The organism is Streptomyces sp. NPDC030165 (assembly GCF_055573595.1).
Map to the genome: position 1 here is coordinate 19,363 of NZ_JBVIBD010000005.1, position 23,749 is coordinate 43,111.

Annotated in this window: 22 protein-coding genes; 9 read left to right on the plus strand and 13 right to left on the minus strand. The window is 73.0% G+C overall.

The annotated features are described in order from the left end of the window. Nucleotides 1-21: 21 nt before the first annotated feature. The 3 genes from ACZ4Z1_RS11340 to ACZ4Z1_RS11350 all read right to left on the minus strand — a co-directional run bounded on the left by ACZ4Z1_RS11340 (nucleotide 22) and on the right by ACZ4Z1_RS11350 (nucleotide 2,006). Nucleotides 22-939 carry a 1-aminocyclopropane-1-carboxylate deaminase/D-cysteine desulfhydrase gene (locus tag ACZ4Z1_RS11340; protein ID WP_468486337.1) on the minus strand — a complete coding sequence of 306 codons (918 nt, stop codon included), beginning with the start codon at nucleotides 937-939 and terminating at the stop codon, nucleotides 22-24. Nucleotides 940-988: 49 nt separating this feature from the next. Further along, nucleotides 989-1,582, minus strand: coding sequence for a peptidoglycan recognition protein family protein (locus tag ACZ4Z1_RS11345; protein WP_468486338.1), 594 nt, complete (start codon nucleotides 1,580-1,582; stop codon nucleotides 989-991). A 190-nt stretch (nucleotides 1,583-1,772) separates the two neighbouring features. Beyond that, nucleotides 1,773-2,006, minus strand: a complete 234-nt coding sequence (locus ACZ4Z1_RS11350) for a hypothetical protein (protein WP_003985347.1) — start codon at nucleotides 2,004-2,006, stop codon at nucleotides 1,773-1,775. Nucleotides 2,007-2,116: 110 nt separating this feature from the next. Between ACZ4Z1_RS11350 and ACZ4Z1_RS11355 the strand changes: the two genes are divergently transcribed. Together ACZ4Z1_RS11355 and ACZ4Z1_RS11360 are read left to right on the plus strand one after the other, a co-directional pair. Then, nucleotides 2,117-2,884 carry a helix-turn-helix domain-containing protein gene (locus tag ACZ4Z1_RS11355; RefSeq protein WP_468486339.1) on the plus strand — a complete coding sequence of 256 codons (768 nt, stop codon included), beginning with the start codon at nucleotides 2,117-2,119 and terminating at the stop codon, nucleotides 2,882-2,884. Nucleotides 2,885-2,894: 10 nt separating this feature from the next. Continuing rightward, the gene (locus tag ACZ4Z1_RS11360) at nucleotides 2,895-3,806 is read left to right on the plus strand and encodes a glutaminase (protein ID WP_468486340.1); all 912 of its coding nucleotides are present in this window, start codon (nucleotides 2,895-2,897) and stop codon (nucleotides 3,804-3,806) included. Nucleotides 3,807-3,909: 103 nt separating this feature from the next. On the opposite strand, the gene ACZ4Z1_RS11365 is transcribed toward ACZ4Z1_RS11360, so the two are convergent. The 5 genes from ACZ4Z1_RS11365 to ACZ4Z1_RS11385 form a co-directional block, all read right to left on the minus strand. Continuing rightward, nucleotides 3,910-4,353 (minus strand): VOC family protein, encoded by a 444-nt coding sequence (locus ACZ4Z1_RS11365; protein WP_468486341.1) that lies wholly within the window; start codon nucleotides 4,351-4,353, stop codon nucleotides 3,910-3,912. An 80-nt stretch (nucleotides 4,354-4,433) separates the two neighbouring features. Then, complete coding sequence (locus tag ACZ4Z1_RS11370) at nucleotides 4,434-5,372, minus strand: beta-ketoacyl-ACP synthase III (RefSeq protein ID WP_468486342.1); 939 nt, start codon at nucleotides 5,370-5,372, stop codon at nucleotides 4,434-4,436. A gap of 269 nt (nucleotides 5,373-5,641) precedes the next feature. Beyond that, nucleotides 5,642-7,918, minus strand: coding sequence for a heavy metal translocating P-type ATPase (locus ACZ4Z1_RS11375; RefSeq protein ID WP_468486343.1), 2,277 nt, complete (start codon nucleotides 7,916-7,918; stop codon nucleotides 5,642-5,644). Between the two features lie 89 nt (nucleotides 7,919-8,007). Next, on the minus strand, nucleotides 8,008-9,069 hold the full coding sequence (locus ACZ4Z1_RS11380) for a helix-turn-helix transcriptional regulator (protein WP_468486344.1): 1,062 nt from the start codon (nucleotides 9,067-9,069) through the stop codon (nucleotides 8,008-8,010). A gap of 273 nt (nucleotides 9,070-9,342) precedes the next feature. Beyond that, nucleotides 9,343-9,927 (minus strand): TetR/AcrR family transcriptional regulator, encoded by a 585-nt coding sequence (locus tag ACZ4Z1_RS11385; protein WP_468486345.1) that lies wholly within the window; start codon nucleotides 9,925-9,927, stop codon nucleotides 9,343-9,345. Nucleotides 9,928-10,003: 76 nt separating this feature from the next. Here ACZ4Z1_RS11385 and ACZ4Z1_RS11390 point away from each other — a divergent pair, with 76 nt between their 5' ends. Continuing rightward, entirely contained in the window at nucleotides 10,004-11,407 is a 1,404-nt protein-coding gene (locus ACZ4Z1_RS11390) for an FAD-dependent monooxygenase (protein WP_468486346.1), read from the plus strand. Nucleotides 11,408-11,607: 200 nt separating this feature from the next. Here the strand turns inward: ACZ4Z1_RS11390 and ACZ4Z1_RS11395 are convergent, their stop codons facing one another. From ACZ4Z1_RS11395 to ACZ4Z1_RS11405, 3 genes are all read right to left on the minus strand, one after another. After that, nucleotides 11,608-12,741, minus strand: coding sequence for a magnesium and cobalt transport protein CorA (locus ACZ4Z1_RS11395; protein WP_468486663.1), 1,134 nt, complete (start codon nucleotides 12,739-12,741; stop codon nucleotides 11,608-11,610). Between the two features lie 125 nt (nucleotides 12,742-12,866). Then, nucleotides 12,867-14,192: a CynX/NimT family MFS transporter gene (locus ACZ4Z1_RS11400; protein WP_468486347.1), complete on the minus strand. Its 1,326-nt coding sequence runs from the start codon at nucleotides 14,190-14,192 to the stop codon at nucleotides 12,867-12,869. Then, nucleotides 14,185-14,946: a FadR/GntR family transcriptional regulator gene (locus ACZ4Z1_RS11405; RefSeq protein ID WP_468486348.1), complete on the minus strand. Its 762-nt coding sequence runs from the start codon at nucleotides 14,944-14,946 to the stop codon at nucleotides 14,185-14,187. The genes ACZ4Z1_RS11400 and ACZ4Z1_RS11405 overlap by 8 nt, the downstream gene beginning before the upstream one ends. A 214-nt stretch (nucleotides 14,947-15,160) precedes the next feature. On the opposite strand from ACZ4Z1_RS11405, the gene crcB (ACZ4Z1_RS11410) reads away from it, so the two are divergent. The 5 genes from crcB (ACZ4Z1_RS11410) to ACZ4Z1_RS11430 all read left to right on the plus strand — a co-directional run bounded on the left by crcB (ACZ4Z1_RS11410) (nucleotide 15,161) and on the right by ACZ4Z1_RS11430 (nucleotide 18,017). Continuing rightward, complete coding sequence (gene crcB, locus ACZ4Z1_RS11410) at nucleotides 15,161-15,589, plus strand: fluoride efflux transporter CrcB (RefSeq protein ID WP_468486349.1); 429 nt, start codon at nucleotides 15,161-15,163, stop codon at nucleotides 15,587-15,589. Beyond that, a complete protein-coding gene (gene crcB / locus ACZ4Z1_RS11415; RefSeq protein WP_468486350.1) occupies nucleotides 15,586-15,960 on the plus strand; it encodes a fluoride efflux transporter CrcB in 375 nt (124 codons plus the stop codon). The genes crcB (ACZ4Z1_RS11410) and crcB (ACZ4Z1_RS11415) overlap by 4 nt, the downstream gene beginning before the upstream one ends. A 212-nt stretch (nucleotides 15,961-16,172) precedes the next feature. Beyond that, nucleotides 16,173-16,535: an STAS domain-containing protein gene (locus tag ACZ4Z1_RS11420; RefSeq protein ID WP_468486351.1), complete on the plus strand. Its 363-nt coding sequence runs from the start codon at nucleotides 16,173-16,175 to the stop codon at nucleotides 16,533-16,535. A gap of 167 nt (nucleotides 16,536-16,702) precedes the next feature. Further along, nucleotides 16,703-17,446: a GAF and ANTAR domain-containing protein gene (locus ACZ4Z1_RS11425; protein WP_468486352.1), complete on the plus strand. Its 744-nt coding sequence runs from the start codon at nucleotides 16,703-16,705 to the stop codon at nucleotides 17,444-17,446. Between the two features lie 25 nt (nucleotides 17,447-17,471). Beyond that, entirely contained in the window at nucleotides 17,472-18,017 is a 546-nt protein-coding gene (locus tag ACZ4Z1_RS11430) for a GNAT family N-acetyltransferase (protein WP_468486353.1), read from the plus strand. Between the two features lie 180 nt (nucleotides 18,018-18,197). Here the strand turns inward: ACZ4Z1_RS11430 and snpA are convergent, their stop codons facing one another. Continuing rightward, the gene (gene snpA / locus ACZ4Z1_RS11435) at nucleotides 18,198-18,845 is read right to left on the minus strand and encodes a snapalysin (protein WP_468486354.1); all 648 of its coding nucleotides are present in this window, start codon (nucleotides 18,843-18,845) and stop codon (nucleotides 18,198-18,200) included. A gap of 221 nt (nucleotides 18,846-19,066) precedes the next feature. Here snpA and ACZ4Z1_RS11440 point away from each other — a divergent pair, with 221 nt between their 5' ends. Further along, nucleotides 19,067-20,026: a LysR family transcriptional regulator gene (locus ACZ4Z1_RS11440; protein ID WP_468486355.1), complete on the plus strand. Its 960-nt coding sequence runs from the start codon at nucleotides 19,067-19,069 to the stop codon at nucleotides 20,024-20,026. A gap of 336 nt (nucleotides 20,027-20,362) precedes the next feature. Here the strand turns inward: ACZ4Z1_RS11440 and ACZ4Z1_RS11445 are convergent, their stop codons facing one another. Continuing rightward, nucleotides 20,363-23,530: an AfsR/SARP family transcriptional regulator gene (locus ACZ4Z1_RS11445; RefSeq protein ID WP_468486356.1), complete on the minus strand. Its 3,168-nt coding sequence runs from the start codon at nucleotides 23,528-23,530 to the stop codon at nucleotides 20,363-20,365. Nucleotides 23,531-23,749 lie beyond the last annotated feature (219 nt).

Consider the following 23,749-nt stretch of genomic DNA (forward strand, 5'->3'; position numbering starts at 1 on the left):
CTGCCTACGGAGCCGGACTGCCTACGGAGCCGGAGCCCCCGTCACGACCGCTGTGACGGTGCTGCCGGGCGGGAAGGCGCCCTCCTCGGCCAGGGTGGTCAGGCCCAGGAGGAGCTTGGCCACGTAGAGGCGCTCCAGGGGTATGCCGTGCCGGGCCTCGAAGTCGGCGGCGAAGGCGTCCAGTTCGGGGGTGCGGCGGGCGTATCCGCCGCAGTGGAAGCGGTCGTCCAGGTGCCACGTGCCGCGCCGGGCGCCGAAGGCCGCGTACTGGAGGCGTTCGGTCTCCGCGGCGAGGAAGTGCGGGGTGCCGCCCTTGAGGACGGGGATGCCGAGGGCCCGCTGGTCCGGTGCCAGGCCCGCGGCCAGGCCGGCCAGCGTGCCGCCGGTGCCGCAGGCGACGGCGACGACGTCCGACGCGCCGCGCAGTTCCCGGCCCAGGGCCGTGCAGCCCTGGACGGCGAGGGCGTTGCTGCCGCCTTCCGGTACGGCGAAGTGCGGGCCGAAACGGTCCCGGAGCGCGGCGGCGATCTCCGGTTCGGTCTTGCGCCGGTAGGTGGCGCGGTCGACGAAGTGCAGCCGCATGCCGTCGGCGGCGCAGCGCGCCAGGGACGGGTTCAGCGGCTTGTCCGCCAGCTCCGCGCCGCGTATGACGCCGACCGTGGTGAAGCCCAGGAGGCGGCCGGCCGCGGCGGTGGCGCGCAGATGGTTGGAGTACGCGCCCCCGAACGTGAGCAGCGTGCGCTCCCCGGCCTCGGCCGCCGCCCGCAGGTTCAGCTCCAGCTTGCGCCACTTGTTGCCGGGCAGCTCGGGGTGGATCAGGTCGTCCCGTTTGAGCAGCAGCCGCACACCGCGGCGCGCGAACCGTCCGTCCTCGACGTGCTGGAGGGGGGACGGCAGGCGCGGCCGCAGTGCGGCGAGGTCGGGAACGGGGGAGGTCACCCGGCCATTGTCGCGTGACGGCGGCTGTCACTGCACGTGACGGCGGGTGCTACTTCAGCCGGGCGCCGATGCGGGCGCGCATGTCCTTCATCGTGAAGCCCTTGGGGTCTATCTTGTCCGCGCGCCATTCCAGGTGGCCGATGACCGAGTACTCGTTCCAGCCATGGACCCGGCACAGCGCCGCCGCGGCCTTCTCGACGGCCTCCAGCTGGGCCTCGGGCCAGGGGTCCTTGCCGTCGCCCAGGTTCTCGCACTCGAAGCCGTAGAAGTGGACGTTGCCGTCGGCGTTGTACTGGTTGGTGGGGGGCAGCTGCTGCTTCTCGGCGATCACGGCCTTCAGGACGTCCCGGTCGCCGCTGCCCGCGTGGTTGGTGCGCCCGCAGCCGACCAGGTGCACCCGGCCGTCCTTGGTGATCACGCCGTGGCACAGCGGGCCCGGCAGCGCCGAGGTGCCGTCGTAGCACAGGCGGACGGTGTGCTCGGTCCCGGACGTGACGGTGTGGTGGATCACCACACCGTGCACCGGTCCCCAGTCGCCGTGGCCGTTGCGGTTGTGGGTGCGCCACTCGCCGACCTCGACGATGTCCAGCCCTTCGTCTCTGAGGGCTTTGAGGAAGGTGTTCGCGGACATGGGTGGGGCCATGGCCGACTCCGTTCGGTGCGCGGCGGCCGCCGACCGCGCACCGCCTCATGAAACGCTTGTACTGGAACGTCAGGTCACAGACCAGCCGTTCGTCAGGTGTACGAGCGGGTGAGCGAGCGGTTTCAGCCGCTATCCACTGCTTTGCGCCGCAGGGAGAGCTGCTTTTCGGCCCCGTCTTCCGGCCCGCCTGTCAGCCGCGCAGGAAGCCGTCACCGTGGGTGGCGATGTGCGCCTCCAGCGCGCTCAGCGCCTCCTGGGTGGCCTGGGCGGAGCCGCTGCCGCGGCGCTCCGCGTAGTAGGCCGCGCCCAGCTTCTTCAGCAGGTCGTTGCCCGCCCGCTGCTGCTGGACCTCGTCGACCTTCTGCTTGCCCTGGTTCAGCGCGCTCTGAGCCTGCTCCTTGGCGCGGTCGAGAAAGCCTGCCATTGCTGCCTCCGGTGAGGTTGGGGGAGGGGCGGACGGCCCCGCTGCCGTCGCGGTGCCGTACCGGATCAACGGTCGGGACGTTACCCGCGTTCCCGTGCCAGTCTGGGGAGGTGGACACGGTCAGGTACGGGGACGCGGGGGCGGGCGGGGCCACCGGTGCGGGCGCGGGCACGGGCGGGTACCGGGAGCGGCCTTCGCGGCTGCCCGGCGCGGTCCTCTGGGCGAAGCGGGCGCCCGGCGGCCCGGCGCAGGCGCCGCAGCGGGTGCTGCCCGACGGCTGCACGGACCTGCTGTGGTGGGGCGGCCGGCTGACCGTGGCCGGGCCGGACACCACCGCGCACACGCCTGCCACGCAGCCGGGCGAGACCTGCGTCGGACTGCGCTTCGCCCCTGGTCAGGGGCCCGCCGTCTTCGGTGTGCCGGCGCACGTGCTGCGCGATCGGCGGGTGCCGCTGGAGGAGCTGTGGCCCCGTGACCTGGTGGACCGGCTGACCGGGACGGTGGCCGGGACCGGTTCACCCGGACGGGTGCTGGAGGAGATCGCCGTACGGCGTCTGCGGGAGGCGGCCGGCCCGCCCGACCCGGCGCGCGACGTGATCGCCGCGGCGCTCGGCCGCGGCCGCTCCGTGGCGGAGGTCGCCCGGACCGTGGGCGTCGGCGAGCGGCAGCTGCACCGCCGGTGCCTGGAGGCGTTCGGGTACGGCCCCAAGATGCTGGCCAGGGTGCTGCGCCTGGTCCGCGCGCTGGATCTGGCCCGCGGCGGGATGCCGTACGCGGACGTGGCGGCCCGCGCCGGGTACGCGGACCAGGCGCACCTGGCGCGCGAGGTGAAGGCGCTGGCGGGGGCCCCGCTGGGGGTGGTCGCGGCCCCGGGGTAGCTTGTCCGTCATGGACTACCAGGCCGTTCTTGAGGAGGTAGCGGCCTTTGCGAGGCCGTATGTCGGACATGGGCAGGTTGCGGATTACATACCGGCACTGGAAAAGGTGCCGATGGACCGCTTCGGCATGGCGGTGGCCGACATCAACGGCGAGGTGTACGGGGTGGGGGACTGGGAGGTCCCGTTCTCCGTACAGTCCATATCGAAGACCTTCTCGCTGGCGCTGGTCATGGCCAACGACAACGAGGACATCTGGAAGCGGGTCGGCCGCGAGCCCTCGGGGACACCGTTCAATTCGCTGGTGCAACTGGAGTGGGAGAACGGCGTACCGCGCAACCCTTTCATCAACGCGGGCGCCCTCGTCGTCACCGACCGCCTCCAGACGCTGACCGGCGACGCCAGCACGACGATGCTGCACTTCCTGCGCGCGGAGTCGGGCAACCCGGACCTCGCCTTCGACCAGGCCGTGGCCGACTCCGAGGCCGACCACGGCGACCGCAACGCGGCGCTCGCCCATTTCATGGCCAGCTTCGGCAACCTGGAGAACCCCGTCCCCAGCGTCATCGAGCACTACTTCTGGCAGTGCTCGATCGAGATGAGCTGCCGCGACCTGGCGGCGGCCGGCGGGTTCCTGGCCCGGCACGGACTGCGCGCGGATGGCAGCCGCCTGCTGGAGGCCCGCGAGGCCAAGCGGATCAACGCGGTGATGCTGACCTGCGGTACGTACGACGCGGCCGGGGAGTTCGCCTACCGGGTGGGGCTGCCCGCCAAGAGCGGGGTCGGCGGCGGGATCGTCGCGGTCGTGCCGGGGCGCTGCACGCTGTGCGTGTGGAGCCCGGGCCTGGACAGCCGCGGCAACTCGGTCGCGGGGGCCGCGGCGCTGGACCACTTCACGTCGCTGACCGGCTGGTCGGTGTTCTAGGGCGGGACGGCCGTACGTGACAGCGGTACGGCCGTACGTGACAGCGGTACGGGAGGTCCGCGCGCCTACGGGACGGCCGTACGCCTACGTCAGCGCCGTACGCCTACGTGAGAGCCGCGAACAGGTCGACCCCGTGCCCGTCCGGGTCCAGGACGACCGCGTACCGCTGCCCCCAGGGCGCGTCCCACGGCTTCTTCCCACCGGTGTACCCGGAGGCGGTCAGCTCGGCGTAGACCGTGTCGACCTCCTCCGGGCCCGCGCACTCGAAGGCCAGGCCCGTCGGGGTGCCGCCGGCCGGCGGCGTCCACCCGGGGTCGATGGAGCGCGCGACGTCGTGCGTGTCCCACATCAGGCGCAGACCGCCGGGCAGCGTCGCCTCGGCGTGCGGGGCGGTGTCGGCCTCCTCCGGGACCGTCAGGCCCAGGCGGCGGTAGAAGGCGAGGGAGGCCGCCATGTCGGCGACGACGATGCCGATCGCCGCCAGACGCGGCGTCGTGGTCTCGGGGGCGGGGCGCGTTGCGCTGCCCTTACGGGGATCGTTGCTCATACGGGGAGCGTAGAAAGCGCCGCGCTGCCGGGTCTTGAACGAATCGGACACGAGTACGCGACGGTGGCGCACGCCCCGCCTCACGGACAGCGGATGACCTGTCCCGCGTACGACAGGTTGCCGCCGAAACCGAAGAGCAGCACCGGAGCGCCGGACGGGATCTCGCGCCGCTCCACCAGCTTGGACAGGGCCAGCGGCACGGAGGCGGCCGAGGTGTTGCCGGACTCGACGACATCGCGGGCGATCACGGCGTTGACCGCGCCGATGCGCTCCGCGAGCGGTTCGATCAGCCGCAGGTTGGCCTGGTGGAGCACGACCCCGGCCAGGTCCGCCGGCTCGATGCCGGAACGCTCGCACACCTGGCGGGCGATGGCCGGCAGCCGGGTGGTCGCCCAGCGGTAGACGGCCTGGCCCTCCTGGGAGAAGCGGGCCGGGCTGCCCTCGATGCGGACGGCGTCGCCCATCTCCGGGACCGAGCCCCACAGTACCGGGCCGATCTGCGGTTCCGTCGCCGCCGTGACGACCGCGGCGCCCGCGCCGTCGCCGACGAGTACGCAGGTCGAGCGGTCCGTCCAGTCCACCACGTCGGTGAACTTCTCGGCGCCGACGACCAGCGCGTTGACGGCGGATCCGGCCCGGATGGCGTGGCCGGCGGTGGCCAGGGCGTGGGTGAAGCCCGCGCAGACCACGTTGATGTCCATGGCGGCGGGGGCCGGCAGGCCGAGCCGGGCGGCGACCCGCGCCGCTGTGTTGGGGCTGCGGTCGACGGCCGTGCAGGTGGCCACCAGGACGAGGTCGATGTCCTCGGTGGCCAGGCCGCTGGCGGCGAGCGCCTTGGCCGCAGCGGCGGCGGCCATCGCGTCCACGCTCTCGTCGGGGGCCGCCACGTGCCGGGTGCGGATGCCGACGCGGCTGCTGATCCAGGCGTCGTCGGTGTCGACGATCTTCGCGAGGTCGTCGTTGGTGAGCACCTCGGAGGGCTGGTAGTGGCCGAGAGCCAGGACGCGTGAGCCCGTCATGGGAACCCCTGAGCGTGTGCGGACGGTGTCTGTCCAGTGTTGGGGGTGCGGCTCCTGGGGGCGTTGCGTGAACCGCCAATCTTCGGGAGCGAGAACTGGAGGGAAGCCACGGAACGGCGTGGAACGGGCGCTTCCGCGTCCCCGTGGCCCGGCGCGTGATCCCGCGCACACCACCGCCGATCCCGGCAGTGCACCGCCCGTAGGCCACCGGCCCGGCCCCGGCAGCGGACCGCTGCCGGAACCGGGCCGGTGGGTAACCTGCGAGCCGCTCAGACCAGTGGCTTGAAGCGGCGCAGCCGCAGGCTGTTGGCCACCACGAAGACCGAGGAGAAGGCCATCGCGGCCCCCGCGATCATCGGGTTGAGCAGCCCGGCGGCGGCCAGCGGCAGCGCGGCGACGTTGTAGCCGAAGGCCCAGAAGAGGTTGGTCTTGATGGTGCCGAGGGTGCGGCGGGCGAGGCGGATGGCGTCCGCCGCGGCGCGCAGGTCGCCCCGTACCAGCGTCAGGTCGCCGGCCTCGATGGCGGCGTCCGTGCCGGTGCCCATCGCCAGGCCCAGGTCGGCCTGGGCGAGGGCGGCCGCGTCGTTGACACCGTCGCCGACCATGGCCACCGACTTGCCCTGCGCCTGGAGCGCCTTGACGACCGAGACCTTGTCCTCGGGCAGCACGTCGGCGATGACGTGTTCCGCGTCGATGCCGACCTCGGCGGCGACCGAGCGGGCGACGGCCGCGTTGTCGCCGGTCAGCAGCACCGGGGTGAGGCCGAGGGCGCGCAGCCGCCGGACCGCCTCCGCGCTGGTGGGCTTGACCGCGTCGGCGACGACGAGCACGGCGCGCGCTTCCCCGTCCCAGGCGACGGCGACCGCGGTGTGCCCGGCCTCCTCGGCGGCGGCCCTGGCGTCCGCCAGGGCGGTGGGCGGTTCGATGGCCCATTCCGCGAGGAGCGAGGTACGGCCGACGAGGACGGCGTGGCCCTCGACGACGCCCTGCACGCCGAGCCCGGGTACGTTCGCGAAGTCCTCCGGGGCGGGCAGCTCGCCCGTACGCTCGGCGGCCGCGGTGGCGATGGCACGGGCGATCGGGTGTTCGGAGGAGTGCTCCAGCGCGCCGGCCAGGCGCAGCGCGTCCGCCTCGGACACGCCGTCGGCGAGGTGGACGCCGGTGAGGGTCATCGCGCCGGTGGTGACCGTGCCGGTCTTGTCCAGGACGACGGTGTCGACGCGGCGGGTGGTCTCCAGGACCTCGGGCCCCTTGATCAGGATGCCGAGCTGGGCGCCGCGGCCGGTGCCGACCATGAGCGCGGTCGGGGTGGCCAGGCCCAGGGCGCACGGGCAGGCGATGATCAGTACGGCGACCGCGGCGGTGAACGCGGCGACCGCACCCGCGCCGGTGGCGAGCCAGTAGCCGAGGGTGCCCAGGGCCAGTGCGATGACGACCGGGACGAAGACGGCGGAGATCCGGTCGGCCAGGCGCTGGGCGGCGGCCTTGCCGTTCTGCGCGTCCTCGACCAGCCGCGCCATCCGGGCGAGCTGGGTGTCCGCGCCGACCCGGGTCGCCTCGACGACGATCCGGCCGCCCGCGTTGACGGTGGCGCCGGTGACCTGGACGCCGGGGGAGACCTCGACGGGTACGGACTCGCCGGTGAGCATCGAGGCGTCCACGGCGGAGGATCCGTCCACGACCGTGCCGTCGGTGGCGATCTTCTCGCCGGGGCGGACCACGAAGCGGTCGCCGACCGCCAGTTCACTCACCGGCACGCGTACCTCGCGCCCGTCCCGCAGCACCGCGACGTCCTTGGCGCCCAGCTCCAGCAGCGCCTTCAGCGCGGCACCGGCCCGCCGTTTGGAGCGCGCCTCGAAGTAGCGCCCGGCCAGGATGAAGGCGGTGACCCCGGCCGCGGCCTCCAGGTAGATGTTGCTGCCGCCGTCGCCGCGTTCGACGGTCAGCTCGAACGGGTGGGTCATGCCGGGCATTCCGGCGTGGCCGAAGAACAGGGCCCACAGCGACCAGCCGAGCGCGGCCAGTGTGCCCATGGAGACCAGGGTGTCCATGGTGGCCGTACCGTGCCGCAGGTTGGTCCAGGCGGCCTTGTGGAACGGCCAGGCGCCGTACGCCACGACCGGCGCCGCCAGGGTCAGCGACAGCCACTGCCAGTTGGTGAACTGGAGCGCCGGGACCATCGCCATCAGGATCACCGGTACGGCCAGGAGCACCGAGACGGTCAGCCGCTGCCGCAGCGGGGCGAGGGGGTCGGCGTCCGGCTCCGGCGCCGGAGCCGGGCCGGCGTCCGGTGGCGGCGGGGCGGGGGCCGGGGGTTCCGGGACGGCGGCGGTGTAGCCGGTCTTCTCGACGGTGGCGATCAGGTCGGCGACGTCGATGCCTGCGCCGTCCGCGTACGTGACCTTCGCCCGCTCCGTGGCGTAGTTGACGGTGGCGGTGACGCCTTCCATCCGGTTGAGCTTCTTCTCGACGCGGGCGGCGCAGGAGGCGCAGGTCATGCCGCCGATCTCCAGCTCGATGCGGCGGTCGTCGACGGTGGTGGTCATGGCTGCTCCTTCGGGAGGCGGGGTGCGGCGGGGTGCCGCCGGCGTCCTCTGTCCGGACTGTATACCCCTAGGGGGTATAGCCGCTACCTCTACCGAGTATCCGGCGACGCATCCGGACCGGTGCTCGCGGACCCGCCGCCCGTCACCCCGCTTCCGCCCTCGCCTCCACCCCCGGCGAGCGCGGCCGCATCGTCGCCATCCGCCGCCCGCAGCACCCGCCCGCCCAGCCGCCGCAGGTACTCCGCCAGCTCCGGGGGGTCGTGCACCGTGAACTCGGCGCCGAGCATCGCCAGCCGGAACGCCGTCCACTCCAGGGAGTCCGGCCCGGTACGCACCCGGCACGACCCCTCGCCGAGCGGCTCCACCGAGACCGCCGCGCGTCCCAGCCGGTCGCACACCTCGGCGGCGGGCGCGTGCACCGTGACCACCGCGCGGCAGCCCGGCCCCATGCCCTGCATCCGCTCCGTGACGAACGTGGCGGCGTCCTCGGCGGGCAGCTCGCGCGGCGGCGTGCGTACCCCCGTGGGGTACGGCTCGCCCAGCCGGTCCACGCGGAAGACCCGCCAGTCGTCGCGCTCGTTGTCGTACGCCACCAGGTACCAGCGGCGGCCCGCCGCGACCAGCCGGTGCGGCTCCACCAGCCGCTTGGAGCGGGCGCCGTCGGCCGCCCGGTAGGTGAAGCGCACCCGCTCCCGGTTGGCGACGGCCGCGGCCAGCGCGGTCAGGTGCGCGGGATCGACGGTCGGGCCGTCCCCGGAGGGCATCGGTACGGTGGCGGTGCCCAGCGTGCTCACCCGCCGCCGCAGCCGGGATGGCAGGACCTGTTCCAGCTTGGCCAGGGCGCGTACGGACGCCTCCTCGATGCCGTCGACGGTGTGCCCGGCCGCCGAACGCAGCCCGACGGCGATGGCCACCGCCTCCTCGTCGTCCAGCAGCAGCGGCGGCATCGCGGTGCCCGCCGCCAGCCGGTAGCCGCCTTCCGCGCCCATCGTGGCGTGCACCGGGTACCCCAGGTCGCGCAGCCGCTCGATGTCGCGGCGGATGGTGCGGGTGGTGACCCGCAGGCGGCCGGCCAGTTCGCTGCCGGGCCACTCGCGGGGGGTCTGGAGGAGGGACAGCAGGTTCAGCAGGCGTGCCGAGGTCTCACTCATGCCGTCGATGATGACGGGTGCAGTAGGACCGGAACTGTCCTACACGGCCCTTGAGGTCGAAGTCCGCCTCCGGGACGTCCGTGGGCCTCCATGGACCTCCGTGACCTCCGGACCTTCCGTACGTCCTTACCTACGACGGACCTCCCCCACGACTGCGCACCACCCGCCAGGAGACCTCGCCACGCCCGCCCCTCCCATGACCGCTCCCGGCCCGACCGGTGCCGCCTTCCTCGTCCGGACCCACGGAGCGGCCGGACCACCCGCCGCGGGCGCCTACGTCCGCGGCGGGTAGTCCCTGCCGTTCAACGCGCGGTAGAGGAACCGGGTGGTCGCCTCGACGGCCTCCTCCTCGGGCATGTCGGACCAGAGCTGCGCGGGGGCGTCCAGCATCGCGCTCATCAGCGTCAGGGTGTCCTCGCGGGACGCCGGCAGGTTCTCCACGTGGTCCAGGTGGTCGGCCAGGTCGTCGAGCTGCGCGCGGCGGAACCGGTCGAGGGTGCGGGCGAAGTCCTCGTTGACGAGGGCCGCCTGGCGCAGCGCGACCATGGTCGCCGCGTGGTCCCGGTACACGCGCCAGTGGGCGGCCACGTGGAAGCGGATCGCGGCCGGGTCGGTGAAGTCCGACGAGTGTTCCTCGGTGCCCGCATAGGCGTCGCTCGCCGTGGCCAGCTCGTCCAGCAGCGCCTTGAGCAGGTCTTCCTTGCTGGTGAAGTGGCGGTAGAAGGAGCCTGCGGCCCGGCCGGCCGCCGCCGTGATGTCGGTGATCTTGACGTTCAGGTAGCCGCGGTCGGCGAACAGGCGCTTGGCCGCCTCGATCAGTGCCGCCCTCGTCTCGACCGCCTGCTCCGCGCGCTTCACGTCTCCTCCAGCTCCCTTGACAGCGCACGCTAGCAGCCCTCACGATGAATCTAAATTCAGTGAATGGAGATTCATTATGCGTGTCCTCGTGGTGGGTGCCGGCCCGACCGGACTGACGCTGGGCATCGAACTGGCCCGGCGCGGCGTCGCCGTCCGGGTCGTGGACAAGGCGGCCGCGTACTTCGACGGCTCGCGCGGCGACGGCCTCCAGCCGCGCACGCTGGAGGTCTTCGACGACCTCGGCGTGCTGGACGCCGTACGGGCCGCCGGTGCGCCGCCGGCGCCGCTCCGCGTGCACGTCGACGGCCGGTTCGTGGGCGAGCACTGGATGAGCGAGCCGCGCGAGCCCAGCCCCGGCGTGCCGTATCCGAACGGGTGGGTGCTGGGCCAGTCGCAGACCGAGGAGATCCTGCGCGCGCGGCTGCTGGAGTCCGGCGTACGCGTCGAGCTGGGCACCGGGCTGGTCGGCCTGGAGCAGGACGCGGACGACGTGACCGCGCGGCTCACCACCGGTGAGGAGGCCCGGATCGACTACCTCGTCGGCGCCGACGGCGGCGCCGGCTTCGTCCGCAAGGCGATCGGCGTGGCCTTCCCAGGCACCACCGACGTGACCTTCCGGGTGCTGGTCGGCGACGTGTCCGCACCCGGCCTCGACCCCACGGTCGGCCACTGGTTCGCCGGGCCGGACAACCCGGTGTTCGGCACCGCGCTGACCCCGCTGCCCGGCACCGGGCGGTTCCAGTTCATCTCACCCCTGGGCGAGGGCGACGACGCCTCCCTGGAGACGATGCAGGCCGCCCTCGACCGCTTCTCGGCCGGGGTGCGCCTGACCGGGCACGGCTGGTCGACGGTGTGGCGGCCGAACGTACGACTGGCCGAGCGGTACCGGGTGGGACGCGTCTTCCTGGCCGGCGACGCCGCGCACGTCCACCCGCCGACCGGCGGCCAGGGCCTGAACACGGGCGTCCAGGACGCCTACAACCTGGGCTGGAAGCTGGCCGCCGAGACCGCGCTCGACAGTTACGAGACAGAGCGGCGGGCGGTCGCCGCCCGCGTCCTCGGGGTCAGCACCAACCTGCTGGCAAAGTACGTCGAGGGCAGGGAGGAGGCCCACAAGCGCGGCGAGGAGTGCTTCGGCCTCGACATCACCTACCGGGCCCCGGACGCCACCGGCCCCCTCGTCACCGGCGACCGCGCCCCGGACGCCCCGCTGCTCGACGCGGACGGCAAGCACGTCCGCCTCTTCGACCTCTTCCGGGGACCGCACTTCACCCGGCTGTCCTTCGGCACGCCCGCGCCGGACGAGGAGCACGCCTACACGGTGCTGCGCCCCGGTGAGGAGCCCGGCGGCGGACGGTCCGGTGCCGGACACCCGGCCGGCGGACGGTACGTCGTCGACGCCGAGGGCCACGCGTTCGCGGGCTACGCGGCGGCGCCGGGCGACACGTTCCTGATCCGTCCGGACGGCTACCTGGCCTGAGCCCCGAAGAGCCCCGCGACCTGCCTCGAAGCGCTAGGGCGTTTCTGATGGATTTCCGTGGAGGGCACCGAGCGGCGTTCGGTGCGTGCGCTCGGGGTGCGGTGTGAAGGGTCATGTGGCGGAGCCACCTGTCCCTTCGCGCCGTGCGGCGAGGGTGCGTGCCGGGCGTCGCGAGGCCACGGAGATCCATCAGAAGCGCCCTAGAGCCACCCGTTCCGCTTGAACCCGCGGTGGATGAGGAAGCAGAGGGTGAGCGTGACGGCCATGACCAGCGGATAGCCGAAGGTCCAGTGCTTCTCCGGCATGTACTCGAAGTTCATGCCGTAGATGCCGCACACCATCGTTGGCACGGCGAGGATCGCGACCCAGGCGCTGATCCGCCGCATGTCCTCGTTCTGCGCCACGGTGACCTGCGCGAGGTGCGCCTGGAGTATGGAGTTGAGCAGTTCGTCGAAGGCGTTGATCTGCTCGGTCACCCGTTCCAGGTGGTCCGACACGTCGCGGAAGTACGTGGTGATGCGCGGGTCCACCAGCGCCATCGGCTGGCCGGCCAGCGCCTGCAGGGGACGGGTCAGCGGCGCCACCGCTCGCTTCAGCTCCAGCAGTTCCCGCTTGAGCTGGTAGATCCGGCCCGCGCCGCCGGTGCCGGAACCCTTGGCGCCGTCCCGCCGTTCCTCACTTCGGGTGCGGCGCGGGCTCGCGGCGAAGACCTCGGTCTCGACGTCGTCGATGTCGTCCTGCACGGCGGCGGTGACGTCCAGGTAGTCGTCCACGACGAGGTCCGCGATGGCGTGCAGCACCGCCGACGGGCCGATGGCCAGCTGCTCCGGGTCCGCCTCCAGCTGTTCGCGCAGCGGGCCGAGCGAGCCGTGGCCGCCGTGCCGGACTGTGATCACGAAGTCGGCGCCGGTGAAGACCATGATCTCGCCGGTGTCGACCACCTCACTGGTGTCGGTGAGCCGGTCGTGGTCCACGTAGCGGACCGTCTTGAACACCGTGAACAGCGAACTGTCGTAGCGCTCCAGCTTCGGCCGCTGGTGCGCGTGCACCGCGTCCTCGACGGCGAGCGGGTGCAGCCCGAACAGCTCGGCGATGCCGGCGAACTCCTTTTCGGAGGGCTCGTGCAGGCCGATCCACACGAAGCCGTCGCCCGACGCGCGGACCCGGCGGACGGCGTCCTCGGCCGGCTGGTCGCCGGGCTGGCGGACGCCGTTCTCGTAGACGGCGCAGTTCACCACGGCGGTGCCCAGCGGCGACCGCGCCGGGTGGCTGAGGTCGACACCACGGCGCCGCTGCTGCGGCAGACGGACCGCTTTACGGAGGTTGCTGATCACCGACACGGCACCAGTATGGCTCGATCGCGAGGCGGGAAGGGAAGCGCGGCGGCAGCTCCGCCCACCTCCCGCCCGTACGGACCGGCCCGCTCCGGCACGTATGTACCGGAGCGGCCGTACCGGGTTCAGCGCCCCGCGACATGCCGTGGACGCGCCGCGCCGAGGCCCGCCACCACCTGCGGGACGAGCAGTACCAGCAGCACGGCCACCGGCACCGCCCAGCCGCCCGAGGCGTCGTGCACGGCGCCCAGTACCGCGGGCCCGGTCGCCGCCAGGATGTAGCCGAAGCACTGGGCCATGCTGGACAGCTGCGCGGTGTGCCGGATGTCCGGGGCGCGCCGGACGATGAACAGCAGGGCCAGGCTGATGGCCGCGCCCTGGCCCAGGCCCAGCAGCGTCATCCACACGTACGCGCCGCCGGCCGGCGCGGCCAGCATCCCGGCGAATCCGGCCGCGCACAGCACCGCGCCGAGCGCGGCCAGCGCGCCCGCCGACAGCCGCCGCCCGACGATCACCGGGGCCAGGAAGGAGCCCGCGATGCCCAGCAGCGAGGAGAAGGACAGCATCCAGCCCGCGTCGCCCGCGCTCATCCCGGCGTCGGTGAGCATGGTCGGCAGCCAGGCGGCCGCCGCGTAGTAGCTGAGCGATTGCAGGCCCATGTACGCGGTGACCTGCCAGGCCAGCGGGGAGCGCCACAGGCCGCGCACCGGGTGCGCCGCCTCGCGGACGGTGGCCGCGGTGGTCCGCGTACGGCTGCGGGTCTGCGGCAGCCACACCACCAGCGCGACGACCGCCAGCGAGCCCCAGCAGGCCAGCGTGGCCTGCCAGCTCAGCCCGGCCGCGCGCTGTACCGGCACGGTGACCCCGGCCGCCAGGGCCGCCCCGCCGAACAGCGACATCGAGTACAGGCCCGTCATCAGCCCGGATCTGGCCGCGAAGTCGCGCTTGATCAGGCCGGGCAGCAGCACGTTGGCGACGGCGATGCCCGCGCCGATGACGACCGTCCCGGCGAACAGCGCGGCCACCGAGTCCAGCAGTCGCAGCGCCGTACCCGCGCAGATCAGCGCCATGGTGCCGAGCAGCGAGCGTTCCATGCCGAAGCGGCGGCCGAGCCGCGGCGCGATCGGGGCGAGCAGACCGAAGCAGAGCAGCGGCAGCGCGGTCAGCAGGCTGGTCGCCGCGGCCGACATGCCGCTCGCGTCGCGGATGGTGCCGGCCAGCGGGGACACGGCGACGAGGGCGGGGCGCAGGTTGAGGGCGAGGAGGATGACGCCGACGCCCAGGCAGAGGGCGCGGCGCCCGGTGGCGCCCGGCGCCGGTGCGGCGTTCGCCGTGCCTTCCGTGGTCCCCGCGTTCCTCGTGTCCCCCGTGTCCCCGGCGGGTGCGTCCGGCCGCGCGGCGCCGCCGGTGCCGGGGACGCTCAGGGTGGCGGCCGGTCCGTCGTCATGCATGGTCTTCTTCTCCTGGGCTTGCTTCACGTGCTCGGGTGTCCGCCTCCGGGACGTCGTCCTCCGGCCGCGCAGCGCGCAGCGCGTCCATGGCCTCGGTCAGGTGCTCCAGCGCGGCGCGTTCGGCGGCGTCCGCGTCCCGGGCCTCGATGGCGTCGACGATGGCGGTGTGCGCGTCGAACTGGTGGCGTACGGAATCGGGCAGCGGCCTGCGGATGACGGCCTGGAGGGTGCCGCGCAGGGCATCGCTGAGATGCTCGTACAGCTCCGCGAGGACGCTGTTGTGCGCGGCCGCGGCGATGGTGCGGTGGAAGTGCACGTCCGCGTCGATGAACGCCCCGACGTCGCTGTTCGACCAGGCCCGGTCCCGCTCGGCGAGCGCGGCCCGCAGGGCGGCCAGGTCCTCGCCGGTGCGGCGCAGCGCCGCGTAGCGGGCCGCGTCGCGTTCCAGCGAGGCGCGGACCTCGTACGCCTCCAGGTCGGCGGCTCTGCGCAGCCTGCGCTGCACCGCGGCGCCGAAGTCGCTGCTGGCCCGTACGTACGTGCCGTCGCCCTGGCGCGGCTCCAGCATCCCGGTGTGCACCAGGGCGCGCACCGCCTCGCGGACGGTGTTGCGGCCCACGTCCAGCGTCTCGACCAGGACCGGCTCGGCGGGGATCTTCTCGCCGACCTCCCACTCGCCCTCGGCGATCAGCCGTTCCATCTGCTCGATGACCAGGTCCACCAGGCTGGTGCGGGCGGTGCTGCGCAGTGGCATGGACGCCGTCCTCCCTCTCGATTCCACCGGTGATGGGAACATCCCATGTTTGGTGGTGTCAAACAGCCGGGGTTAGCCTGGGAGCACCGTCGATCACGTGATCACGGCACGGCGGTGGGGCCCGCCGGACCCGAACCGCGGCCGTCGCAGGCTGCCAACGGTCCCTGCTTGCAGAGCGGACGCAGCACGCACGCACCGCGCGAGTAGGAGACGTATGAACACCGGAGCCCCCCGCCCGCCCCGGCAGGGCCAGTGGCCGGCCGTCGCAGCGGTGGCGCTCGGCGGAGGCCTCGGCGCGGCCGCCCGTTACGGCGCCACCCTGCTGTGGCCCACCGCCCCCGGGACGTTCCCCGCGACCGTCTTCCTGGTCAACGTCGTCGGCTGTGCGCTGATGGGCGTCCTGATGGCCCTGATCGCCGAGCGCCGGTCGCCCCACCCGCTGCTGCGCCCGTTCCTCGGCACCGGCGTCCTCGGCGGGTTCACCACCTTCTCCACGTACGCCGTGGACATCCACCACCTGACGGACACCGGGCAGCTCGCTCCCGGCCTGGCCTACCTGGTGGGCACCGTGCTCGCCGCGCTGGCGGCGGTATGGGCCGCGCACGCGGGCACCCGGTACGCGCTGCGGGGGAACGCCCGGTGAACTGGCTGCTCGTGGTCGTCGGCGGGATGGCCGGCGCGCCGCTGCGGTTTCTGACGGACCGCTTCGTGCAGTCCCGGCACGACGGCGACTTCCCCTGGGGGACGTTCACGGTCAACGTCGCGGGCTCGCTGGTGCTGGGCCTGCTCACCGGCGCGATGGCGGCGGGCGCCGCCTCCTCGGACCTGTACCTCCTGCTCGGGACGGGCCTGTGCGGGGCGCTGACGACGTACTCGACCTTCTCGTACGAGACGCTGCGGCTGGCCTCCGGCGGGGCGCGGTGGCAGGCCGCCGCGAACGTGGCGGGGAGCGTGGCCGCCGGCCTCGGCGCGGTGTTCGCCGGCGTGGCTCTCGCCCGGGCGATGTGGTCCTGAGCGGTACGGGTGTGACCAGGTCGGACGGGTGGGCTCGGACGTACGATCCGACCCCCGTACGAGTGAACGAATGCGGTCGACTTTCGAACGGAACCTTTCTTCACCGCCGCCCGACGCTCCACCGGAATACGCTGATGGCGCGGTGCCCCGGACCCCGGTTCGCACGAAGGACAGTCAGTGCGCGCACGTTTGATTGCAGGGGCGGGATCGCTATGGACCTCCACCACCGGACCGGTGTCAACAACAAGATCAAAGTCGTGCGGCCGGAAGGGGAGCTGGACCTCATGACCGCGCCGCGCCTGCGAGCCCTGCTGCGGCGGGGCCACAGCCGCACCGCCGGGCCTCCCCGGCTGATCGTCGACCTCGGCGCGGTGACCTTCATGGACTGCTCCGCGCTGCGGGAACTGTGCGCCGCCCAGAACTGGGCCGTCGAGCAGGGCGGTTGGCTGCGCGTCGTGCACGCCCACCGCGGTATCGCCATCCTGCTCAGGGCGACCCGGCTGACCAGCCGCTTCCCGCGCTACGCGAGCGTACGCGACGCCCGCTGCGACCAGATGGCGAACTGCTCGCCGTAACAGCCCGCGCGAGAACCCCGCTCTCCCGGCCGGGCACCGGCTGCGAGCCGCGCGATGTCGGCGGTCTCCCGCCGGCGGCTTGCCGGAGGCATAGTAGCCGTGCGGCTTCGATCCGAGAGACGATGGACACGGGCCACGACCGGTCGAAGGCGGAAAGGATGGTTTCCATGGCCCGTGAACAACCCCCGACGCAGGTGTGGGCGGACTTATCCGAGGGACTCCTCGGCGACATCGACTGCGCCGGGCTGCTGCGCCGCCTGTCCGCGCACTGCGCCGGTCTGCTCGGCGCCGACGCGGCCGTCGTGCTCCTCGCCGACGCGCACCACCGGCTGCGGGTGGTCGCCGGGTCCGGTGACACCGCCCGCCTGCTGGGCCCGGACGGATCCGAGGACGCCCGCGACCCGTACGCCGACTGCTACCGCAGCGGCACGGCCGAGACGGACATCGCCCTGACCGACCCGCGCACCGCCGCGCGGTGGCCGCGGTTCACCGCCCTCGCGCGGGAGCGGGGCCACACGACGGCGCACGCCCTGCCGATGCGCCTGCGCTCCCGGACCGTCGGCGTCCTGGCCCTCTTCTCCGGCACCGCCGCACCGCTCGGCGCGCAGGACGCCGCCTTCGCCCGGTCGCTGGCCGACCTGCTGGCCGTCACCGCCGTACAGCACAAGAGCCTGGAGCGCAGCCACGCCGAGCGTACCCAGCTGCAGCACGCGCTCAGCTCCCGCGTCGTCATCGAGCAGGCCAAGGGCATGCTCGCCGAGCGCTGGGGGACGAGCGTGGACGAAGCGTTCACCGTCTTCCGGGCCTATGCGCGCGCCCAGCGCCGGCGGCTGCCCGGCCTGGCCCGCGAGGTCGTCGACGGCACGCTCGACAGCGGCCTCGTCATGGAGTACTTCCTCAACCGAAGGTGATTTCCTGGACCCTGTGGAGGACCGGATGGCAGAAGTCTTCTTACGGCGCCTGACCAGGTGGCAGGCCGAGGCACAACGCGAGGCCGTCGCCGACCTGTACGTCGAGGCGTACCGCGGCCCCTCGGGCGAGGAGTTCCGCGGACGGGGGGCCTTTCTGCAGCGGTTCGCCGAGCACGTCCAGCACCCCGGCTTCGAGATGGTGATCGCCGGCGACCCGGCGCTGGTCGGCTGCGCCTACGGCTTCCCCGCCGAGCGCGACGGCCGGTGGTGGCAGGGCTTGAACGGGCAGTTGCCGCGCGAGCTGGAGGAACTGATCGCCTCCGGCCGGGTGTTCGTCGTGGCCGAGCTGATGGTGCTGCCCGCGCACCGCCGCGGCCACGTCGCCACCCGGCTCCAGGAGACGCTGCTGGTCCGCAGCAACGCCACGGCGGTGGTCACCCTCGTCGAGACGGCGAACGGGGCGGCGCGCTCCGCGGTACAGGCGTGGGGATGGCAGCCGACCGGGCGGCTGCGCCGGTCCGACGGCGGGGAGCCGGAACTGGAGGCGTGGAGCAGAGAGCTGGCGCACTGACGCACGGCGCATCGGTACGAACAGGGCCGGGCGCGCGGCGCGGAACGCGTACGCGCGCGGCAGGGCTCCGGGGAGCTTGCCGCGCGCGTAGAGGCTGTCGGACCACGGCGCCCGCGCGCCGTAGATTTCCGGGCCCGTGGCGTCGTCACGCCTTACCGGACCTGCCGGAGGAGGGGCCCGTCAGAGGCGTACGCCCTTGAGGCCGTTGGCCCAGAGCTGGTCCACCTTGGTCCGCTCGTTCTGGTCCGGCTGGGAGTTCGTGCAGGACGGGCCGGGGCCGCCGCCGGACATCAGCTCGCTGCACGGGCCCTCGTAGTGGTCCGGCAGGCCCAGTACGTGGCCGGTCTCGTGCGTGGTCACCCGGGTCGAGTCGTACTCCTGGTTCTGCTTGTAGTCCAGGAAGACGAAGCCCTTGCCGTGGCCGTCGGTGCTGGCGTAGGAGCCGCGCGCGTCGTCGCCCTCACGGTACTGGAAGTCGCCGCCGCTGCCTTCCTGGAGCTTGACGTTCTGCACCGCGCCGTTCCAGATCTGGGCGCTCTTGGATATCTGGCTCTTGAACGTCGGTGCCGCGCTCGCGTCGTAGGTGACGGTGACGACCTTCAGGCCGGGGTGGGCCGCCCGCTTGGCCTTGACCGACTTCATGACGGCCTCGAAGAACGCCTTGGTGTCGGCCTTCTCGGCGGCCGAACCGGCGTACGCGGCGGCGGTGACCCGGTGGGTCTGGGGGGCGGAGGAGACGGAGGTCGCCGTCGCGGGGGCCGCAGCGGCCAGCGTGGCGACGAGGCCCAGGCCGAGCGCTGCGGACAGCGCCGTCTTGGGAGATCTCATGGGGGGACTCCTTATCGTCCGTGGGGCCGTACGGCCGCCGTGTGGGGCGGCGGCCGGGGCCCTGCGGATGAACTCTTGGTGCCGCAGAGTCTGTTCGAGATCATCCGGGGCGCGGAGATGTCATGAGGCGATAGCACCAGGTGATACCCCCGGGTCGAAAGAGACCCAAGCGTGCCCGAAGAGTCTGGTGTGACGTGCGCAAACGTCGTTATGCTCCGGTCGTGGAGCTCGAAGTGAGGCATCTTCGCGCACTGTGCGCGATCGCCGACGCCGGCAGCGTACGCAAGGCGGCCCGGCAGCTGGGGATGACCCAGCCTTCCCTGACGACCCAGCTCCGCCGCATTGAGAACGCCCTGGGCGGCCAGTTGTTCTTCCGCGAGCGGACCGGCAGCCGGCCGACGCCGCTGGGGCACTCGGTGCTGAGCCGGGCCCGGCCGATAGTGGCCGACATGCGGGCGCTGGTCGACGAGATCGCCTCCGTCTCCCTGCGGTCCGGCGTCGCGCGGCTGCGCATCGGCAGCACCAGCAGCCGGGCGGTGGCGGGCTGGCTGCGGCGGCTGCGGGCCAGACTGCCCGACACGGACACCGCCATACGTATCGACGTGTCCGCCAACGCGCTGCTGCAGATGGTGGCGATGGGCCAGCTCGACGTCGCCTTCGTCCACGAGGTGGAGGGGGCGCCGCTGCGCCGGCCCGACGGGCTGGTCGAACGGGAACTGATCGCCCGGGAGCCGCAGTTCGTCGCGCTGCCGGCCGACCACCCGGCGGCCCGCCGGCCGGTGGTCGACCTCGCCGACCTGGCCGGTGACCAGTGGATGGTCGACCCGTCGGTGGACGGCGAGTGGACCGGGCTGCGCCGGGTCTTCACCGCGGCGGGGCTGGACCCGCGGGTGGTGCACGGGGACTACCTCACGGCGGCCGACCTGGTCGCGGCCGGTGAGGTGGTCACCCCCTGCCAGCCGACCTCCCGGCCCCGGCACGGCATGGCCATCCGCCCGTTGCGCGGTGACCCGCTGGCCGTCCGCCTCTTCATGGCCCACCGTCCCGGCGCCGCCCCGGCCGCCCCCGCCGACGCCCTCTTCGCCGACCTGACCGCCTCGTACATGGAGGTGGCCTGGGAGAGCACGGCGTACCGGGAGTGGCTGGTGCGGCATGACGGGCCGTTGCCGATCGGGACGTGAGGGGCGGCGGGACGGGGGCCGCGAGGTTGGCGGTCAGGCGGAGAAGCTGGGCATGCAGACCCTCCCTGAATACGGTCGGTTCGGGTCATCAGCGAACTCGATGGGCGGCCATATGGACCCGTCGCGGTATTCGCTGGGGTCGTGCTGAGGGGCGTTACGGTGCTCGGCGTACGGCGGCGACTGATGGGTGACGTGATCGGTCGCCAAAGGTTCAAAACTGAACACGTGTGTTCGGACCTCTGCTGTTTGCTGTCGCGATTGCGGAAGAGATGCGCAAGCAAACAACGTGGGGTCGATCTTGTCAACTTCGGTCCAGCGAGCGAGACTTCCCGAAACCTATTCGCGTAGATCGATGCACCCTACCTCGAACACCCGAGCCTCCAAGCGACGGAATTCGAACAAATCGAGCCGCTCGAACGTGTCCATCGCCACGCGCCACAACGCGCCCGCCCTTTCCTTGTCGCCGGCCGCCAGGTGGAGTTCGGCGAGCGCGTCGCAGCAGCGGGCCTCCTCCTCGGGGGAGCCGATCCGGCGGGCGACACTCAGTGCCATTTCCAGGTGTACGGCGGCCTGTTCCGTCCGCCCGGTCCCGAGGCCGGTGACGCCCAGGCCGCGCAGGGCCTGCGCTTCCTCCAGGCCCGCTCCGATGGTGCGGGCCAGTTCCAGCGCGCTCGCGTAACGCTGTGCCGCCGCCGCGAATTCTCCCGAGTCGCGCAAGGCATTCGCGGTGTTGATGAAGGTGATGGTCTCGTTCCGGCGGTCGCCGAGTTGCTGGAAGGAGCGCAGTGCCTCCGCGTAGAGCGCGAGTGCTTCGGCGAGTTCGTCGGGCATACGGAAGGTGGAGGCGAGATTGATCCGGGCGATGGCCTGTTCGGAGCGGCTACCGGATTCCACGGAGATCGCCAGCGCCTGGGCGAAGGACGCCCGTGCGGCTTGCTGTTCGCCCGTGTGCCATTGAGATTCCGCGAGATTGTTCAGTGACTGGGTTTCACCGCGTTTGTCGCCGATCTCGCGGAACATGGTCAGTGCTTGACGGAAATGGTGCGCCGCCGCGGCGTGGTCCCCGAGGTGCAAATGGGCGATGCCGAGATTGTTGGTGCTGCGCGCCTGGTTCCAGCGGTCCCCGGATTCCATCCGTAGTTCCAGTGCCGCGCGCTGCACGGACAGCATCGAGCGGTATTCGCCCCGGTGCCAGTGGAGCACGCCCAGCTGTTGCAGCGCCTCCGCCTCGGTCTCCGTGTCGTGCACCGCGCGGGCCAGTTCCAGGGCCCGCCGCCCGGCCGCCTCGGCCTGCGCGTACCGGGCGGCGTGCGCGTGCGTGGTGCTCAGCTCGGTCTGCGCCCTGGCTTCCGCGCGCCGGTCCCGGCACTGCTGCCAGTGCAGCGCCGCGTGCCGGTGGATGTGCTCGGCCTCGGCCCAGTGGCCCTCGGTGTCCAGGAAGACGGCGAGAACGTGGCCGAACCAGGCGGCACGGTCCGGCGCCCCGTGCGTACGGGCGTGCCGCTCGGCGGCGAACAGCGCCTGGTGCTCCGCCGCCAGCCAATCCCTGGCCTCCTGGGAGCCGTTCCACCGGGGCAGCAGTGCGGGGTCGGCCGGGTACGGCACGTCCAGGCGCGAGCGGCTCGGGTTGACCAGGCGGTCCGCCCGGTCCGCCGCGCTCAGGTAGAACGCGGACAGCCGGTGCAGGGCGGCTTCGCGGACCTCCGGCGGGTCCTGGGCGGCCAGGGTGAGCGCGTACTCGGCGATCAGGTCGTGGTACTGGTAGCGGTCCGCCTCCGGCTCCTGGACGAGGTGTGCGTCCAGCAGTGTCTCGATGACGCGCTCGGCGGCGGGCAGCGGCAGGCCGGTCAGCGCGGCGGCGGCGTGCGGGCCGAACTGCGGGCCCGGGTGCAGGGCCAGCAGCCGGAAGACGGTGCGCTGGTCGTCGTCCAGTGTGTGGTACGACATCTCGAAGACGCGGGCGATGTCCCGGTAGACGTCGCGGATCTCGCCGAGGCGGCCGTGCCGGCGGGACAGCCGCTGGATGAGGTGTCCGGTGGTCCAGGAGGGGCGGGAGACCAGCCGTCCCGCCGCGAGTTCGACCGCCAGCGGCAGGCGTCCGCACAGCCGTACGACGGTGGCGACCTCGTCGGGGGCTCCGGCGCGCTCGGGCCCGACGAGCCGGACGAAGAGCGTGGCGGCGTCCTCGGGCGGCAGCACGTCCAGGAAGACCGGGCGCAGTCCGGGGACGCCCGCCATCCGGCGGCGGCTCGTGACGACCGTCAGCGAAGGGGAGCCGACCGGGAGCAGCGGCCTGACCTGTTCGGGCCCGGCCGCGTCGTCCAGGACGAGCACGGCCCGGCGGCCGCTCAGCAGGGAGCGCCACAGGGACGTCAGCTCGTCCAGGCCGCGCGGGATGCCGTCGGCCGGGACGCCGAGCACGCGCAGCAGCGCGGTCAGGGCGGCCTGCGGGGTGAGGGGCGGGCGGCCGGGGGCGTGGGCGCACAGGTCGAGGTAGATCCGGCCGTCGGGGTAGCGCTGCCGGAGGCGGTGGGCCAGGTGGACGGCGAGCAGTGACTTGCCGATGCCGCCCATGCCGGAGATGGCCTGGAGGGCGATGACCGCGCCGTCCCGTACCGGGGCGGTCAGGATGCGCAGTTCGCCCTCGCGGCCGACGAGTTCGCCGTGGCTGGGCAGGTTGTCGGGCACCGGTGCCGCCGCGGCGCCCGGCGCGGATGCGGTGGCGCACGCCGGTCCGCGGCGGCCGAGCAGCCGGTCGACCGGGGTGCCGTCGAGGATGTGCCGGTGGATCCGGGTCAGTGCCTCGCCCGGGTCGGTGCCCAGTTCGGCGCCGAGCCGGCGACGGGTCGTCTCGTACGCGCGCAGGGCGTCCGCCTGCCGCCCGCAGCCGTAGTTCGCGATCATCAGGTGGGCGACCAGGTCCTCGTCCGTGGGGTGCCGTTCCCACAGCGCGGCCAGTTCGGCGGTGAGTTCGGCGAACCGTCCCTGGTGCAGCTCGATGGCGATCCGGCGCAGGGTGGCGGCCAGGCGGTGTTCGGCGAGCCGGTTCCGTACGCCTTCGGCCCAGAGCCCGTACAGGCCGCAGAGCGGTTCGCCCCGCCAGAGCGCTTCCGCCTCCTCGAACACGGCGAGTGCGCCGGAGTCGTCGCCCGCGTCGGCCAGCGCGCGGGCGTGGGCGGCCAGGTCCCGGAAGCGGTGGCAGTCGACCTGGCCGGGCTCGATGTCGAGGGTGTAGGCGTGGGCCTGCTGGGTGAGCGCGGCACTGCGGCTGCCCGTGCGCAGCCGCCCGCGCAGGCGTGCGGCGTAGGAGTGCAGCCCGGCGCGGGCCTTCGCGGGCGGGTGGTCGTCCCACAGGCGGGCGATGAGCGTGTCGAGCGGCACCGGCCGGCCGGCGTCCACCGACAGCGCGGCGAGCAGGGCGCGTTCCTTGAGTGAGCCCAGCGGGTCGGGCCGGCCGTTCAGGCGGATGTCCACGGGGCCCAGTACGCGGATGTCGACGTGCACGAGCGAACCTTCTCTCCGGTACGCCCCGCTCACTTGGGACAAAGAATGACACGCCGTCACTTCGCCTCACCAGAGACCGTTTCTTGATCCTGTGGGGTGGCCGGAATATGCCGGTCGAGTGCGCCCCGGGCCTGTTTCCCCCATGACGCGGGTAGACCTCCTCCACCGGTCGTTCACCGGTTCCCGGGGACGAGGGTTCGGGAATGCGCGGGGGAGGCG